This window comes from Shivajiella indica, assembly GCF_042683085.1.
In the GTDB taxonomy this organism is placed as follows: Bacteria; Bacteroidota; Bacteroidia; order Cytophagales; family Cyclobacteriaceae; genus Shivajiella; species Shivajiella indica.
The window spans coordinates 145,691-161,582 of sequence record NZ_JBHUIV010000020.1; the positions used below are offsets into that span (position 1 = coordinate 145,691).

Below are 15,892 nucleotides of genomic sequence, written 5' to 3' on the forward strand. Positions count from 1 at the left end.
TCAAATGGACACCTTAGACTTGTATTTTCCAAAGCTCAATACCAGAATTTGTTTGGTACCTTTGAAATCTGTTGCCTCTAGGTTGACATTTTTTTCTTCGTCTACTGTTCCTAAATAAACCATCTCATGGGCTGCAAGTAGCTTCCTTACCGATTTTACATCCGTTAAAAGCCCAGAAGGAATATGTTTGTCGACTTCCAATAGATTAAACTCAGAACCTTCTGTAAAAGCAAGTTCCTGAAATAATCTATCAAGGTTCTTTTGAAAGGATAATTGGGCGATATACCGTGCCGAAAGTTTATGGGAAAGTACCGTATTGCTTTTCAAAACATTGTTACTCAATAATCTCTCTGTCACTGGATCTCCAAGGATTGTCATGATTTTGGAAAGAAATATCGGGTTGTCTTTATTGGCCGATATTAGCAACATGGTCAGCCTGAAACCGAGCTCATCCTCCAGGTTGATGATAATATTGTCAAAATTCCCCTCATGTAAATATTGTAAGAAACTGTTGGAGAAATATTCAGCAGGATTACTGAAAACCTTTTGTGATTCGTGAAGAGAAATCAAGCTATTCAGATCAATAAAATCATCAATGTTTTCAAGAGTCCAGGCAGAACCGATTACACAAATCTTTTTACTTGCCTCTTCATTTGGAGAAATTATGGAAGAATTGGTTGAAATTTCCTGAGGGTTGTAATCCTGAGGTACATATTTGATTTCCCGGACATTGGGAGTAAGGAAGAGAAACCAATCATTTGAGGAGAATTCTACCTTAAATGGGCAAAGATTAATTTGAAAATAGCCTTCATTGTTGGACCGGGAAAATCCCATCAGCGTTCCTCCTGAAAAACTGAACAACAGTTGTTCAAAGGACATTCCAACGAAATTTTGCTTTGAACCGAACTGTTTTGGATCCACAAAATGAATGGTGGAACCATCAAAAGCCAAAACCTCAAAAAATACTTTATAATAAACAATGTCCACCTTTGAGCGGGCCAGAATACTTCCAATCACATCTCCCGGTGTAATGACAGTAAAGAGGGAACCTGATTTATTTGAGGTCAATTCAAGCGCAATCTTTCTGGCATCGGAATGATTTGACAGTTCTATGGAACATTTAATGGGTTTTCTGGATGCCTGTTTTTCGTTTAAATGATTGAAAAAAGCTTGGTTATTTGTTAGGGTAGTAAGGATTTTCAAGTTGAAATTGTCCGCAATAAATTCATTTTCCTTGTTATCCGGTAATAAAATTACCAATGCTTTTGCATGGAAAATGGAAAGCCTTTCAAAAGAATGAAAAGACATGACTTCTCCCTGTCTGATAAATATCTCGAGGTTTTCCCAACGGTCTTTGTTGTATTTGGATCGGAAAAAACCAACAGTTTTTGCTTCGGCAAAAAGTAAGACTACATCTTCTATTATGCCTTTGTCTTTTGCCCGGATATTAAACTGGTCCAGGATCAATGGGAGTTTGATATTGTAATTTACAAAAAGTATATGTCCTCTTTTTCGGTATGGGAGTGACCCACTTTTAATGTTTTCTATCAGATTTACCAGTGCAGCCGAGAGCACTGAAATGATAAAAGAAAATAGAATCATTCCCACCATTACCTGGATTAAACCCACAGTCAATTCTATTGGGCCCTTGGCATCTGCATAATAAGCAGGGTCAGCAAATATTTTGTAACTGTTGGCCAAGCTCCCAAGAAACGGTGAAAGTCCGATAATGAGTGTTGCGCTGACGATGAATATTGCGATCAACTGTACCCAAATCGGTGCCAAAGCAAACCTTTCCTGGGTCAGGACGCGACGGATATTCTGCCAAAAAAAATTGAATTTATCTATGCTTGACAAGGAGTTTGGTATTTTTGATTTTAAATTTTTCTTTTGGCTAAAGTGATTTTTTTTGAAGATAAGGAATTACTCTTTAATTCAGATTTGTTTTCCCTATTTGGGAAAGAATTTAATACAAATCATTTCATTTTCATGAGTATTTCCCTGAATTTGGGCTGGTACAATGCTTTGATCAGTAGCATATCCTCTTCTTTCAATTGGACTATCCCTTTTGCATTCAGCTCCGCCTGTTCAGGAGTTTTGATTCCCGGAATGACTGTAGATATACCCTCAAAACTCAGGATAAAACTCATGGCCAATTGGCTTTTACTAATACCGTATTTTTTTGTCAAAAGCCATACCTGTTCAAGAATAGGGGTTATCTCTGCCAGGATATCCGGCGGCAGTCTAAAATTTCTATGGTCGTCTTTGGGGAAGGTGGTGTCCTTGGTGAATTTACCGGTAAGCAATCCAAACTGCAAAGGCATTCTTGCAATCACTCCATAACCTTCATGATGGGCTTTTTCTACTATACCTAAAGCTTCTTGGTTAATGATGTTCATAACAAGTTGGAATCCATCTCCAATATGCTGCTCCATCATAAAATCTGCCTCAGGCTTTGGATAAAAGGTGTTCAATGAAATGCCCCAATATCTGATTTTTCCTTCTTTTTTGAGCTGCTCCATTGCCTCAACACATTCCTGATTTTCCAAATCTGCTATTCTAGCCGTATGCAGTTGATAATAATCAATACTATCCCTTTTGAGTCTTTTCAGGCTACCTTCACAGGAACGGATGATGTGGGTTTTTGAATAATCTGTAAATATGCTGCCGTCTTTATTTAACCTATGGCCTACTTTGGTAGCTATAATCACTTTTGTGTTATTGCCCAAAACCTCACCTATCAATTCTTCTGAATGTCCCAAACCATAAAAATCAGCAGTATCAAAAAAATTGATACCAAGTTCTAGGGAATGGTGAAGCGCTTTTTTTGAAGTTTGGTCATCTACATCACCCCAGCCAATAGGGATTTCTCCTGCCATAGCAGGGCCTCCAATTGCCCATGCCCCAAATCCCACTTCGCTGACCAACAGTTCTGTTTTTCCAAACTTTCTGTAATTCATGAATTCATTGGTTTAATTTTTATGTCTCTGTATTTTCGGAAAGATTTTTCAGTAACTTCAAAATAGTCCCTTTCCTTAACTGATATCCAAAGTATTCAAAATCAAATGTGTCTCTTTTAACTATAAGCGTCAACATTTTACAGATTTTGAGATTGCTGGTTTTAGATAAAGGTCTGATTCCTTCCAATATTTCTTTTCCTTCCAACCAATTTTCCCAATCGAAATCAACCAGCAGACCAGATTCCAGGATATATTTTTTTAAATCGGAATTAATGTTTTCAAGATCTATATACTTCTGTTTGGCCTCATCGGTCAGTTCAAAAGGTAAAGCTTTTTTCACCCTTTCAAACTCCTTTTCCATATCAGGGATAAAGTGGGCCAGGCCTTTTATTGCTTTTTTGCCCATCTCATCTTTAAGCAATGAATCTATTTTTTCTAAAGGAGTGAATATTGGTTTCATTCAAAATAAATAATAAGCCAAATCAAACAAATCTACTATTTTTTTGCATTGAAAGTTGATTTTTCTGTTCATTTTCAAAGCATTTAAAAAATCAAAATCCAGGCTCAAAACCCAAGCTCCAAAGCTCCAAGTTCCAAACTCTAAGCTCCAAGTTCTAAACTCTAAGCTTCAAGCTCCAAAGTCCAAAGTCCAAACTCCAAAACCGACCTCCAAAATCCAACATCCAAGATCCTACATCTGACCTCCAACCTCCTACATGTGACCTCCAACATCCTACATCCCACCTCCCCCTTCCGACTTCTCCCTTCCCACCTCATGATTTTACTTGGCATTTTTCCCATTCAAGAAAAACTCCGACATCCTGCGTCAATTGTTTTTTATTCCCGTCAAAAAATGATTGATTTGTTTAAATTCTTTTTTGCCCATGGAGCATAAACCTTTTATTATCTATAAATCCTCTGCCGGTTCCGGGAAAACCTACACGCTGACCATGGAGTACCTCAAGTTGGCATTAAAGCATCCAGGTGCATTTCGAAGTATTTTGGCTGTGACTTTTACCAATAAGGCCACCCAGGAAATGAAGGAAAGGATTCTCAGGGAACTGAACCGATTGAGGACTACTGTCAGTCATGATGAAAAAATGGACAGTGAAATCATGAAGGCTTTGGGAATAGAAGAGGAAGAATTGAAACTCAGAGCAGCCCGATCACTTACTGCTATCCTTCATGATTATAGTCGTTTTTCGGTCAGTACCATAGATAGTTTTTTTCAGAAAGTAGTCAGGGCCTTTGCCCGTGAGATTGATCTGAATGCCAAATTCGATGTGGAGCTGGACCAGGATGGCGTGTTGGACCGGGTTGTGGACCGGGTTGTAGCTAAGGTGATAGATGATGAATTTTTGCATAAATGGTTGGTGGATTATGCCATAGAACAGATTCAAAATGGTAAATCCTGGGATATCAGAAGAAATATCAAAGAATTGGGAAGGCAGATTTTTCAGGAGGACTTTAAAAAATATGCCAAGGAGATCAAAGAATTTTTAAAGGAAGAGGAGCATATCAAAGAGCTGCAGAATTTTTCCAGAGAGCGGAAAGCAGAAATCATCCGAATTACCAGGCAAATGAAAGAAGAAGCCAATAGGATCCGGATTGTAAATGGCCTGGAGTGGACGGATTTTTCAGGGAGTGGTAATTCATTTGCTAAGAAATTCGACAAACTGGGAGAAAGGTTGTCTCCTGTTCCCGAATTAACAGAAAAGCAGGGATTGTTACCGGAATCAGAGGAAGGATGGTTTGCAAAAACCAGTAAAAACAAAGACGCTATCATAGCATCTTATCATCAGGGCTTGGGGCAGATTCTTTCACAATTTGAACCCCTGATGATCAAATGGAACACCTTGGAAGCCATTGCTAAAAATATCTTTGTCTTTGGTATTTTTAGGAATTTATTGGAGGAACTCACCCACCTAAAGGATGAAGAAAATATCCTATTGATTTCAGATGCGAATGAATTTTTAAAAGAAATTACCAAAGAAAATGACGCGCCTTTTATCTATGAAAAGGTAGGCAACCAATATCAGCATTACCTCATTGATGAATTCCAGGATACCTCTGGTTTTCAGTGGGTCAGTTTTAAACCGCTCTTGGAGAATTCATTGGCGCAGGGTAAGAACAATCTCCTAGTGGGGGATGTCAAACAATCCATCTACCGTTGGCGCGGAGGGGAAATGCGGTTATTGTTGGAAGAAGTGGAGGAACAAATTGGAAGCCGGTCTATACGGATAGAAAAGTTGGAAACCAATTATAGAAGTTTATCCAATATTATTGCTTTCAACAATGCACTATTTAAAAAATTGCCAGCTTCATTTGAGGAGGTGGTGACCAGGGATTATTTGGCAGAGGATGCGGGAATTATTTCAAAAGCATATGAGGATGTAAGCCAACATGTCTCCATGAGAAAGGCCACCTCTCCATTCCAAGGAAAAGTAAAAATTGACTTTTTGGAAGAATTAAAGGATGAAGACGAGGGCAAGATTGACGAACAGGTTTTGGCCAGGATTCCCCAAATGGCGATGTTGCTTCAGGATAAAGGCTATGATCTGAAAGATATTGCATTTTTGGTCAGGACAAAAAAAGAGGGTGAATCAATTGCAGACACCCTGATGGCTTTTAGTTCCGAAAACCCTGACTTGCCCTATCGATTTGATGTCCTCTCAGATGAATCCATGTACCTGCATAAATCAGCTACTGTAAAGGCCTTGTTGGCAGGATTGAAATACCTGCACAGTCCAGAAGATAAAGTTCAATTCAAAACCATGTGGTATTATAGATCTTTATTAAAAAAAGATCCCATCAACCATAATCTTTTTGCTGTTGACCAAATCCCTGAGCATTTAAAGGAAATTACCAAAACTTTTCAAGATAGGGAGAGTTTATTGCTCCAATTGCCCCTGATGGAGATGTTGGAAGAGTTGATTGCTGAATTGGGATTTGAAGAAGTGGGGCTTGAAAAAGCCTATATTTCAGGTTTCAAAGAAGCGGTTTACGATTTCACCACCAACAACCGGGCTGATCTGGCTGGATTTTTAGATTGGTGGGAGGAACACCAAAACAAGAGGACTGTGAAAATTCCGGAAGGCCATAATGCCATGCGTATTTTGACTATCCATAAATCTAAAGGACTACAATTCAAGGTAGTTTTAATGCCCTTTTTGAAATGGACCATTTTCGATACTACCAAAGGCAATGTCGTATGGTCTCCTTTTGAAGACAGGGAAAAGGGGCTTTCTGCAATTATCCCTTTGAGTTTAAACGGTAAACTGGCAAAATCTGAATTTAACAGAACTTATGCTGAAGAAGCCATAATGGCTTATTTGGATTCATTGAACATGATTTATGTTGCTCTGACGAGAGCAGAGGAGGTTTTTTGGGGACTGGTTCCCTACCGGAAAGAGATCAAAAGTATGAATAGCCTTCAAGTTCATTTACAGTTGCTTCTCAGCAGTAGCACAGATTCAATGGATGAACTTAGCCTTTCAGATTTTTTTGATAGTGAAAACAGGATATTTGAATTGGGAGAATGGCCTGATTATCCACAAATCCATGCAAAGGAAAGAAAAGCCCCTCATCTACGATGGGCCTATCAAAATTGGACAAATCTGTTACAGGTTAAAAAATATGCTGTTGATTTTTCCTCAGAAGGTCTGGCACAACGAAAAAAAAGGAACTTTGGCTTGATGGTCCATGAAATCCTGGAAAAATCAGCTAGCCTTGAGGAAGCAAAACTGCAATTGAAAAACATGTATTTTGAAGGAAGGCTTTCTGCTGAGGAAAGGATTTTAGTTGACAAACAGATGGAAGACCTCTTTAAAGATACTCTTTTTGCTTCATGGTTTGATGCAAAAGACATTTTGTTGGCTGAGCAGGGAATTTTATTACCTGGAGGTAAACAGAAGAGACCGGATAAAATTATCCTTAAGGAAAATGAGGCTATCGTTGTAGATTTCAAAACAGGGGAGGAGTACCCCACATATGAAAATCAGGTAAAGGAATACATGGCTTTGGTCCATGGTCTTAGCGGTAAATCCACCAAGGGTTTTTTATGTTATCTTGAAAGTGGGAAGATCATTGAAATTTTAAATTGACCCATTCTTAATTTTCAATTCGCATGCATAGTTTTTTAAGAAATACAGCCGCACAGATTCTCAGGGAATTTCCGGATTTGCAAAAATTAACTATTGTTTTGCCCAACCGTCGGGCAGGTCTTTTTTTTACCAAGCATTTGGGGGAGTTGATAGAAAACCCCACCTGGATGCCAGAAGTAATGTCTATTGAGGATGTATTTTACAAACATGCCGGGCAGCGTCCTGCTGATGATTTGAGTTTAATTTTTGAATTGTACAATGTGTACCGGTTGCTACAGCCTGAACCAGAGAATTTTGACAGATTTTATTTTTGGGGTGAAATGATCCTCAAAGATTTCAATGATGTGGATCAATTTATGGCAGATGCCTCCAAGCTATATCATCACCTTTCTGAAATCAAAGATTTGGAGTCAGATCTGGGTTATTTGAGTGAAAGCCAAATTGCCCTGATCCGTGAATTTTGGAGATCTTTTCAGAATCAGGATAGGGGGCACCAAGAAAAATTCCTGAAATTCTGGCAATTGCTCCAGCCTTTGTATGTAGGTTTCAAGTCCGCTTTACAAGTGTCTGATATGGCATATTCGGGGATGTTGTACCGACAGGTAGCGGAGTCTTTGGATCAGATCAGGCAACCTGAAAAGCAATTTATATTTATAGGATTCAACGCTTTTACAGCTACTGAAGAAAAACTCATCAAACATTACATCACCAAGTTTGGGGCCCGTATTTTTTGGGATATTGACGCTTATTATCTGGAAGATAAAAACCAGGAAGCAGGCCTGTTTTTCAGAGAATATAGCCAGGATAAGGTTTTCGGTCCTACTTTTCCGGATGAATTACCACAACAGATTCAGGGCAAAGAATCCAAAATTCAGGTGTATGCCACCCCTTTGAAAAGCAATCAGGCTAATCTGGTGGGAGCTATACTGGAAAATGTAAATCAAGGGGAGAATTGGGAAGAAACAGTCCTGATTCTTCCGGATGAGCAGATGCTCTTTCCCATACTCCATGCTTTGCCTCCTCAAATTGACAAAGTCAATGTCACTATGGGTTATCCTGTAAAAAACGCACCGGTTTATTCCTTTTTGGAAGCAGTGCTCGAAATGCAGCGTTATGTGAAAATGGAAGAAGGAAAGGTGGTTATTTATCATCTGCCAGTAAAAAATTTGCTCGCTTCAATTTATCTTAAATCTGTCGATAAGGTATTTGTTCAAAAGCTGCTTGCAGAAATTCAAGAACATAATATGATTTATATCCCTCAGGATAAATTGCATGCTGGGGGAAAGTTTTTTGAATTGGTATTCCAACAACTTACTTCCGACCGGCTGTTTCCATATTTGTCTGCCTTGATAGAAGAATTGGCAGAGAGATTGGATGAAGAACCTTTACAGCGATCCTATCTATTTCAATGCTTCAAACAGCTCAACAGGTTAAGGGAAGTTTTTGAAAAACAGAATCAAATTGCCGTTGACAGAGAGTTTTTTATCCGGTTATTTAGGCAGGTCTTCAGAGAAGTCAAGTTACCTTTTGAAGGAGAGCCGCTTGAGGGCTTACAGATCATGGGGGTTTTGGAATCCCGAAATCTCGATTTTAGAAGGGTGGTGATCTGTAACATGAATGAGGACAGTTTCCCTCCAGGGGGAGGGTTAAACTCCATGATTCCATTCAATATCAGGAGAGCCTTTGGATTACCTGTACAGGAACAAAATGATGCCATATATGCCTATACTTTTTACCGTTTATTGCATAGTGCAGAAGAGGTACACATGATTTATACCACTTCTTCAGATCAGGGAAAATCAGGTGAAAAAAGCCGTTATATCCAACAGATGATGGTGGAAATGGGGATCAGCAAGAAGGAAGAGGTGGTATTTGTTCCCATAGATTTAAAAAGTCATGGGGAAATAACCGTTGAAAAAGAACCAGAGGTGATGAAGTTGCTGGACCGGTATGTGATACAGCCTGACGGCAGTTCCCAAACTGCTTTTTCCCCTTCTGCCTTAAGTATGTTTCTGGATTGCAGGTTGAAATTTTATCTTCGTTATTTAGCAGGAATTGAGGAAAAAGAAGAAGTCAAAGAAGAAATCGATGCTTCTGTATTCGGGAATATTGCCCATTACAGTATGGAGTTTTTGTATCAGGGTTTTCAGGCAAGGAAAAATAGAGATTGGCTGGACAAACATGATTTTGAGGATTTGAGGAAAAATTGGGTTTCCCCAGCCATCGAAAAGGGGGTGAGGAAGTTTTATCATTTGGAGGAGGATGCCGATACCAAGATCAGTGGACAAATGGCTATCGTAAGGGATGTCCTGAAAAAGTATATTGTCCGGCTATTGGAGATTGATGAAGAGGCGGCTCCCTTCAGAATTCTTTCCATGGAGCAAGCCCATAAGGCCAAATTTCAGATACTTACTTCTCAAGGAGAGGTCAGGGTTGGACTCAGAGGTTATATTGATCGGGTAGACGAACAAAACGGTACCATCCGATTGATAGATTACAAGTCAGGCGGCGATAAAAAGACTTTTCCCCATTTAGAGAGTTTATTTGACCGCGAGAATAAGCAAAGGAATAAAGCAGTCATGCAGACCATGTATTATGGTTTGTTGTATCAATCAATGCATCCTGAAAACACCCTTCCACTGAAACCTGCCCTTTTCAATTTCAAAGAGATTTTTCAGGAAGATTTCAATCCCTATTTGTTGGAAAAATCAGGAAAATCCCTTGCGATTGAGGTCAATGATTACCGAGACTATCAGGATGGGTATGAAAAGGGATTAAAAAGTATGCTGGAAGAAATGTTTGATCCCGATGTTCCTTTTGACCAGACTTCAGATCTGGAAAAGTGTAAGTACTGTGCGTATAAGGAGATTTGTGGCAGGTAGAAATTACCAATTACCAATTACCAATTACCAATTACCAATTATCAATTATCAATTACCAATTATCAAATAACAAAAAAACAATACGAAAAAGGGCTAGTTTAATTTTTTGGATTATTTCCCCTATTATTTCTTGTTTTAACAATAATTGAAGCAAAAATTCGGGTTAGTTCGATTGATTCTTGAAGTAACTCTAATCTTAAATTTTCATCCCCATATTTAACCTCATGTAGAACCTTAAGACAATTTTTAGATTCCCTTAATTCCTTTAAACAAATCCCCATTTTATGGATAAAATCATTTTTTGATTCTGCTCCTTGGGCCTCACCATAATTCAATGCAGGGCTAGTTCCTGATTTAATAAGTTGACCTTTAAGATGTAATCCTGCAAAATTATTTGGGATTGAGTTGCAAAAAGTGATGATTTTTCCAGCAAATTTTATTGTCCTTGGATCCAAGTCGTAATTTCTGTCCATAATATTGAAGTTAATGATTAAAATTAAATTCAATAAAAATGAGATTCAATCACTGGACTAATGTTATCCGTTTATTTATCCGAATAAATTTTGGTCATTTTTTATAAAAATGTATTCCTAAGCAAGAAATTAAAAGTATCCTTCCAATTGATGGTAGATACTTGGTAATTTGTGATTTATTATTGGTAATTGGAAATTTAAAAATTTTTTTTCTGCACTTTTCCATGCAGCTCCGGAATCATCATCAAAGCAGCAGAACCATACCATTCTACCAGTTCCATTTTGAGTACGCCGGCCTGAACGGCAGGGTCTGTATTGGTGAGTTCCTCTGCTTCCGCTTTTGTAGACACATCAAAAATAAAAATGCCTCTTTTTTCACCTCCATTGATAAAGGGGCCGGCTAGGATCAGTTTGCCCATTTCGGCCAACCTATTGATATTAGCCATATGGCCTTTTTGTATTTCTGCCCTCTCTTCCTGTGTGTATTCGCTTGCCCGGTCGCCTGTCAATAAAAAAGCCATGACATATGTTTTCATGCCATAATCATCGGCTCCTAATTTTTGGGCAAGCTCCGCATCATAATCAGCAGCGCTCTGAGCAAAAACAAAATTGATGGATATTACCATCCATAATATTATTGAAAATCCCTGTTTCATTGTTTTGGATTTAAAACCGTAGAGAAAGAAATAGTAAATTATCAATTACCAATGATCAATAACCAATTACAAATTTTCAATTGGTAATTGGTCATTGGAAATTTATAATAGCCTGCTATTTACCTTGTTTTTTCTTTTTCCCCCCTGATTTTGCTTCTTCCGGTTCAATAGTAAACTGGTAAATATCTTCAGCAAGGATCTGCTTTGTTCCTTGGTCAAATACAATGTTTTTGTAATAAAGAGGCAGAAGATAATCTCCTTTTTCGTCTATGATTCCAAATTTGTCGCCAATTCGGACCAAAATCCTGTTAAGATCTTCTCTTCTCAGTTCTTCAAACTTGGGTTCAATAATCTCTTTTCCATCAGGTGCAATTAGGCCAAGGAGATTGTTATTTTCAGAAATAAAATAATTATCTGCCCCAAGTGAGATTCTGTCATAGCCTTGACTCAATAGAAGATTGCCATTTCTATCAATAAGATTTTGTTTACCCCCTTGTTTGATTGTTGCAATTCCTCTTCTGAAATCTGAAACTTGATCGAATTGAGCCGGTGTGATTTTATTGCCTGACCTATCCACATATCCCCATAGCCCATTCATTTTGTAAGCTGCCAAACCATCATTGAATTTTTTAACCTCATCAAATTGAGGTGAAATAAGCCATTCCCCTGAATTATTGATAAATCCAAAACTTCCATTCTTCATGGCCCCAAAATAGCCCTCATTGCCAGGTAAAATTTTCTCCACATCGGCAACAGGTTGGATCTCCCATCCCTTTGGGCCCAATAAACCTAAAGTTTTATCGAGCATGTAGATGTTGTAGTGTTTTTCTCCCACCATCACCACTTTTTCCATTCCTGTTTGATCTAATAATATCCCGTCATAATCCATGACCCTCCTTAATTTGCCATGGATATATTCCAGCATCATTCCGTCCTCTAAGGTGATTTTGTGGTAAGAAGAATAACTTATAAAAGCTTTTCCTTCACGTCCTTTGATCAACATATACTGATTTCCATCAAAGGCATAAAAATAATCTCCTTCCAAATGGACCAGATTATCAATGACCGGCTGCAGTACATAATTGCCTTCCCTATTGATCAGACCGTACCCGGTAGCTTCTTTGCATCCCAGGTAATTTTCATTTACCTGCCAAATATCATCGTAACGTTTATCAGGATTCTCCGATAAAGGTAAAAAATAACCTTGTGCAGTTTTACCGATTACCTGTCCGTTGGTTGCCAGGATAGCTTCATCAAATGTTCCTACGTATTGGGTTTCTCTACTTGAATGATCATATACCCAATATTGATTTCCTTTTTGGGCCAAAAGCCTGGTGAAAAATGTCTGTATGTCCTCATATTCCGGGGCAAAAATTTCTTCTCCATACTCATGGAATGCCCCAAGACCATCAGGGCCACTTACAATTAGCCAGGGCTGATCATAGCTGACAACTTTTTCAGCATTTAAATAAATATAAGGCCTATACTCTTTACTCAATAATTTAAGCTCATTATTGGCAGTACTGATCCTGACGGATTCACTTAAAATGCTGATCCTATCGTATTCTAATCTTGATTTGAGATTAAGGCTCTGATCATATACCTCGTAAGTCTGTGCCTGGCTGTTTTTGAAAAGAAATACTGTGGATAATAGTAATAGATATGTCCCCCTGAGTAACTGTTCCTTCATATGAATCCGTAATTATGAAGGTAAAATAAATGGATTGTGGCTGGATTTCAAGAATGGATGGCTATTTTATTTTATTATTGTTGTGATATTAAAAATCATAGGAAACCCAAAATCAAAAAATGATAGGACAGGTTGCACAGAAGAAAATTTATCTTTTTGTTACCCTTTTGCTTTATGCGGTCTCGATTATTGTCATGGGTTATTTTTTACCCAGGACTGAATCCTTATTACAATTGGTTTTTTATGCATTAGCTTTTACCTCTTATTTAATTATTTGCCATTTTTCAAAATCCGGATTGCTTTCTATAAAGTCAGGAATAGCATGGAGTATGATTTTGAGAATGCTCTTGCTATTTGCTGTTCCAGTCCTTTCTGATGATTTTTATCGCTTTATTTTTGATGGGCATTTGATAAAAATGGGACTCAGTCCTTATATGCTCTTACCTGATGAAGCCGTGCAAGAGGCGAATTTAATAAAGGAAGGATATTGGGAAACCTTAATACAAGGAATGAATTCCAGAAATTATTACTCTATTTATCCTCCTCTCCATCAGGTGTTTTTCTGGATGGCTGCCTGGGGAGGTTCAAATTTATTCGCCAATATTCTGATTTTGAGATTGGTCATTTTGATTTTTGAAGTACTTAACTTTTTTTTTCTTTATAAGATCATCAAAGCATGGGGGCTTTCAGCTTACAGATTATGGCTGTACACCTTCAACCCTTTGGTAATTTTGGAACTTACGGGTAATCTTCATTTTGAAGGCCTGGTATTGACCGGTTTATTGTCAGTTTTATATTTTTTTGGGCAAAAGAGGTTAATACATTCAGCAATGGGTTGGATTTGGGGGGTAGGGGTGAAGTTGACCCCATTGATGTTGGGACCCTTAATGGTATTTTCCTGGGGTAAAGAAGATCGACAGAAGTTTCTTTGGGTGGCAGTCATTTTGATTTTTATCGCTTTTTGGCCCCTTTTGCTACAAGAAAATTTATTACATTTTTGGCAAAGTTTCAGGCTTTACCAATCAAAATTTGAATTCAACGCCTCTATTTATTACCTCATCAGGTGGTTGTCAGGTTTTTTTGTGGATTATAACCCGATTGCATACGTTGGACCGATTTTGAATGGATTGGCTTTTGCAATCATTTTGTCCATAGGTCTTTTCCGAAAACCTGAAAACGGCAAGGAAATGGCTGATGCCATGGGGTGGATCTACCTTTGCTTTCTTTTACTGCAGACTGTTGTCCATCCCTGGTATATCATTCCTGCTTTTGGCGTATCCGTGTTGACCCAAAACAGGATTTTTTTATGGTGGACTGGACTGGTGTTTTTATCTTATAGTGCCTATTCGGATGAATTTAGGGTGAATGAAAACCAAATCGTAATATTGCTGGAATATGGAGCCTTGGCCGGTTTCTTTTTTTGGAATTATTTAAAGAGATTTAAATCCCGAAATTTAGAATTCAAAATATGATAAAAAATTCCTTCTTCATTTTCACCTCTTTTTGTCTTCTTCTATTTTCCTGCTCCACCCGTGACAAGCAGGCTGTTTCGATCATTGAAAAGTCCATCGAAGCACATGGGGGGATGAAGGCATGGGAACAAATTCAATCTATCTCAATGGTCCGGGATTTTTGGATGTTCGATGAAAATGGTCAGACGGAATCCCATACCCTTCAGGAGAATGAATTTCGGCTTAAGCCCTATTTCGAAGCCCAAATGAGCTGGGAGAAGGATAGTATCCGTCATAGGGTGGTCTTTGATGGTCTGAAAACCCAATATTGGATGGGAACCAACGAAATCCAAAATGAAGGTTTTTTGGCAGCAAAGAAAAAAGATATTGATGCGGCTTTCTATGTCCTGACCAAGCCTTTTGATCTATTGGACGAAAGCAAGCACCTGACCTATGAAGGTATAAAAGAGCTTCCTGGAGGGGTAATGATGGAAACTGTCAGGGTAATCGATGGGGACCCAAAAGATCCAAATGTTGACGTATGGTGGTATTACTTTGAGCCGAAGACATTTGAAATATTTGCTTACAAAGTGAAAACCAGTGATCATTTTAGCCTTGTCTACAATCAGGGATGGGATAGAAGTACAGGTATTCTGCTTCCGGCCAAGCGGGAAAGTTACAGGGTGGACTCATTAGGGAACCATTTGTACAGAAGAGCACTTTATGGATATGGAATGTATGTAATTAACAATTGAAAATTACCAATGATCAATTACCAATTGTAAATTTTATTACCTAGACCAATAGTGAAAATCAATTGCAAAGCTTAATTAATCTAAAAGATATGCGTAGCACCATATACCTCTTACTAGCATTTTTCTTGTTATTCTCCTGTAAATCCACCGACAAGGAAGCCCAAAGAATTGTGGACAGGTCTATTCAGGCGCATGGAGGAAAGCTTTTTGAGAAAGCTAAAATAAGTTTTGATTTCAGGGAGAGGTATTATGAGATTTTCAAATCTCCAAAGCGTTATGAATATATCAGAGAATTTACGGATTCTACCGGTATGGTCCGGGATGTATTGAATAATGATGGTTTTCAAAGGACTATCAATGGAAAACTGGCAGCGTTAACAGATGAAAGGACAGGGGCTTTCACAAGGTCGGTGAATTCAGTTGCCTATTTTGCATATTTGCCTTATGGATTGAATGACCCCGCCGTCTTTAAAACTTACCTGGGTGAGGATGAAATTGATGGAAAGAAATATTTTTTGGTACAGGTGACTTTTTCTGAAGAAGGGGGAGGAGAGGATTTTGATGATGTTTTTTTATACTGGTTCAACCAGGATAATTATTTAATTGATTATCTGGCTTATTCATATCATACTGATGGTGGGGGAGTGCGTTTTAGAAAAGCAATTCAACAACATGAGGTAGGCGGTTTGATATTGCAGGATTATGAAAATTATAAGCCTGAAGATAAAAATACACCGGTTTTTGAAATGGGGAAATTGTATAAATCAGATAAATTGGAATTGCTTTCTGAAATTCTTTTGGAGAATATCAGGGTGGATTTTGTTGAGTAAATCCCACTTCTTCTGATGGGGCTAGTGGGTTGATTAATGTTGATTAATTGTTGAATTATCCATTTAAACTGTGGTAATTTAAGGGGCTCTCT

11 protein-coding genes are annotated in these 15,892 nt (G+C 38.2%); 5 read left to right on the forward strand and 6 right to left on the reverse strand.

What is annotated here, in order from left to right:
- The 3 genes from ACFSKV_RS14760 to ACFSKV_RS14770 all read right to left on the reverse strand — a co-directional run bounded on the left by ACFSKV_RS14760 (position 1) and on the right by ACFSKV_RS14770 (position 3,420).
- Entirely contained in the window at positions 1-1,857 is a 1,857-nt protein-coding gene (locus ACFSKV_RS14760) for a hypothetical protein (protein ID WP_380804340.1), read from the reverse strand.
- Positions 1,858-1,976: 119 nt separating this feature from the next.
- A complete protein-coding gene (locus ACFSKV_RS14765) occupies positions 1,977-2,960 on the reverse strand; it encodes an aldo/keto reductase (protein WP_380804342.1) in 984 nt (327 codons plus the stop codon).
- A gap of 19 nt (positions 2,961-2,979) precedes the next feature.
- Positions 2,980-3,420: a DUF6508 domain-containing protein gene (locus ACFSKV_RS14770; RefSeq protein ID WP_380804345.1), complete on the reverse strand. Its 441-nt coding sequence runs from the start codon at positions 3,418-3,420 to the stop codon at positions 2,980-2,982.
- 424 nt (positions 3,421-3,844) lie between these two features.
- Here ACFSKV_RS14770 and ACFSKV_RS14775 point away from each other — a divergent pair, with 424 nt between their 5' ends.
- A complete protein-coding gene (locus tag ACFSKV_RS14775; RefSeq protein ID WP_380804348.1) occupies positions 3,845-7,063 on the forward strand; it encodes a UvrD-helicase domain-containing protein in 3,219 nt (1,072 codons plus the stop codon).
- A gap of 23 nt (positions 7,064-7,086) precedes the next feature.
- Positions 7,087-9,945 carry a PD-(D/E)XK nuclease family protein gene (locus tag ACFSKV_RS14780; protein WP_380804350.1) on the forward strand — a complete coding sequence of 953 codons (2,859 nt, stop codon included), beginning with the start codon at positions 7,087-7,089 and terminating at the stop codon, positions 9,943-9,945.
- Positions 9,946-10,043: 98 nt separating this feature from the next.
- Here ACFSKV_RS14780 and ACFSKV_RS14785 read toward each other — a convergent pair whose 3' ends face one another.
- The 3 genes from ACFSKV_RS14785 to ACFSKV_RS14795 form a co-directional block, all read right to left on the reverse strand.
- Complete coding sequence (locus tag ACFSKV_RS14785; protein WP_380804353.1) at positions 10,044-10,451, reverse strand: four helix bundle protein; 408 nt, start codon at positions 10,449-10,451, stop codon at positions 10,044-10,046.
- A gap of 164 nt (positions 10,452-10,615) precedes the next feature.
- Entirely contained in the window at positions 10,616-11,074 is a 459-nt protein-coding gene (locus ACFSKV_RS14790) for a YciI family protein (RefSeq protein WP_380804356.1), read from the reverse strand.
- A gap of 115 nt (positions 11,075-11,189) precedes the next feature.
- Positions 11,190-12,764 (reverse strand): WG repeat-containing protein, encoded by a 1,575-nt coding sequence (locus ACFSKV_RS14795; RefSeq protein WP_380804358.1) that lies wholly within the window; start codon positions 12,762-12,764, stop codon positions 11,190-11,192.
- A 119-nt stretch (positions 12,765-12,883) separates the two neighbouring features.
- Between ACFSKV_RS14795 and ACFSKV_RS14800 the strand changes: the two genes are divergently transcribed.
- The 3 genes from ACFSKV_RS14800 (at position 12,884) to ACFSKV_RS14810 (ending at position 15,800) form a co-directional block, all read left to right on the forward strand.
- The gene (locus ACFSKV_RS14800) at positions 12,884-14,236 is read left to right on the forward strand and encodes an MptA/MptB family glycosyltransferase (RefSeq protein WP_380804360.1); all 1,353 of its coding nucleotides are present in this window, start codon (positions 12,884-12,886) and stop codon (positions 14,234-14,236) included.
- A complete protein-coding gene (locus tag ACFSKV_RS14805; RefSeq protein WP_380804362.1) occupies positions 14,233-14,970 on the forward strand; it encodes a DUF6503 family protein in 738 nt (245 codons plus the stop codon). The genes ACFSKV_RS14800 and ACFSKV_RS14805 overlap by 4 nt, the downstream gene beginning before the upstream one ends.
- A gap of 89 nt (positions 14,971-15,059) precedes the next feature.
- Entirely contained in the window at positions 15,060-15,800 is a 741-nt protein-coding gene (locus ACFSKV_RS14810) for a DUF6503 family protein (RefSeq protein WP_380804365.1), read from the forward strand.
- The last annotated feature ends 92 nt before the right edge of the window (positions 15,801-15,892 follow it).

Coding starts and splice junctions, on each gene's coding strand:
- ACFSKV_RS14765 (WP_380804342.1), bottom strand. CDS start 2,960: ATGAATTACAGAAAGTTTGGAAAAACAGAACTGTTGGTCAGCGAAGTG.
- ACFSKV_RS14790 (WP_380804356.1), bottom strand. CDS start 11,074: ATGAAACAGGGATTTTCAATAATATTATGGATGGTAATATCCATCAAT.
- ACFSKV_RS14800 (WP_380804360.1), top strand. CDS start 12,884: ATGATAGGACAGGTTGCACAGAAGAAAATTTATCTTTTTGTTACCCTT.
- ACFSKV_RS14795 (WP_380804358.1), bottom strand. CDS start 12,764: ATGAAGGAACAGTTACTCAGGGGGACATATCTATTACTATTATCCACA.
- ACFSKV_RS14780 (WP_380804350.1), top strand. CDS start 7,087: ATGCATAGTTTTTTAAGAAATACAGCCGCACAGATTCTCAGGGAATTT.
- ACFSKV_RS14810 (WP_380804365.1), top strand. CDS start 15,060: ATGCGTAGCACCATATACCTCTTACTAGCATTTTTCTTGTTATTCTCC.
- ACFSKV_RS14805 (WP_380804362.1), top strand. CDS start 14,233: ATGATAAAAAATTCCTTCTTCATTTTCACCTCTTTTTGTCTTCTTCTA.
- ACFSKV_RS14770 (WP_380804345.1), bottom strand. CDS start 3,420: ATGAAACCAATATTCACTCCTTTAGAAAAAATAGATTCATTGCTTAAA.
- ACFSKV_RS14775 (WP_380804348.1), top strand. CDS start 3,845: ATGGAGCATAAACCTTTTATTATCTATAAATCCTCTGCCGGTTCCGGG.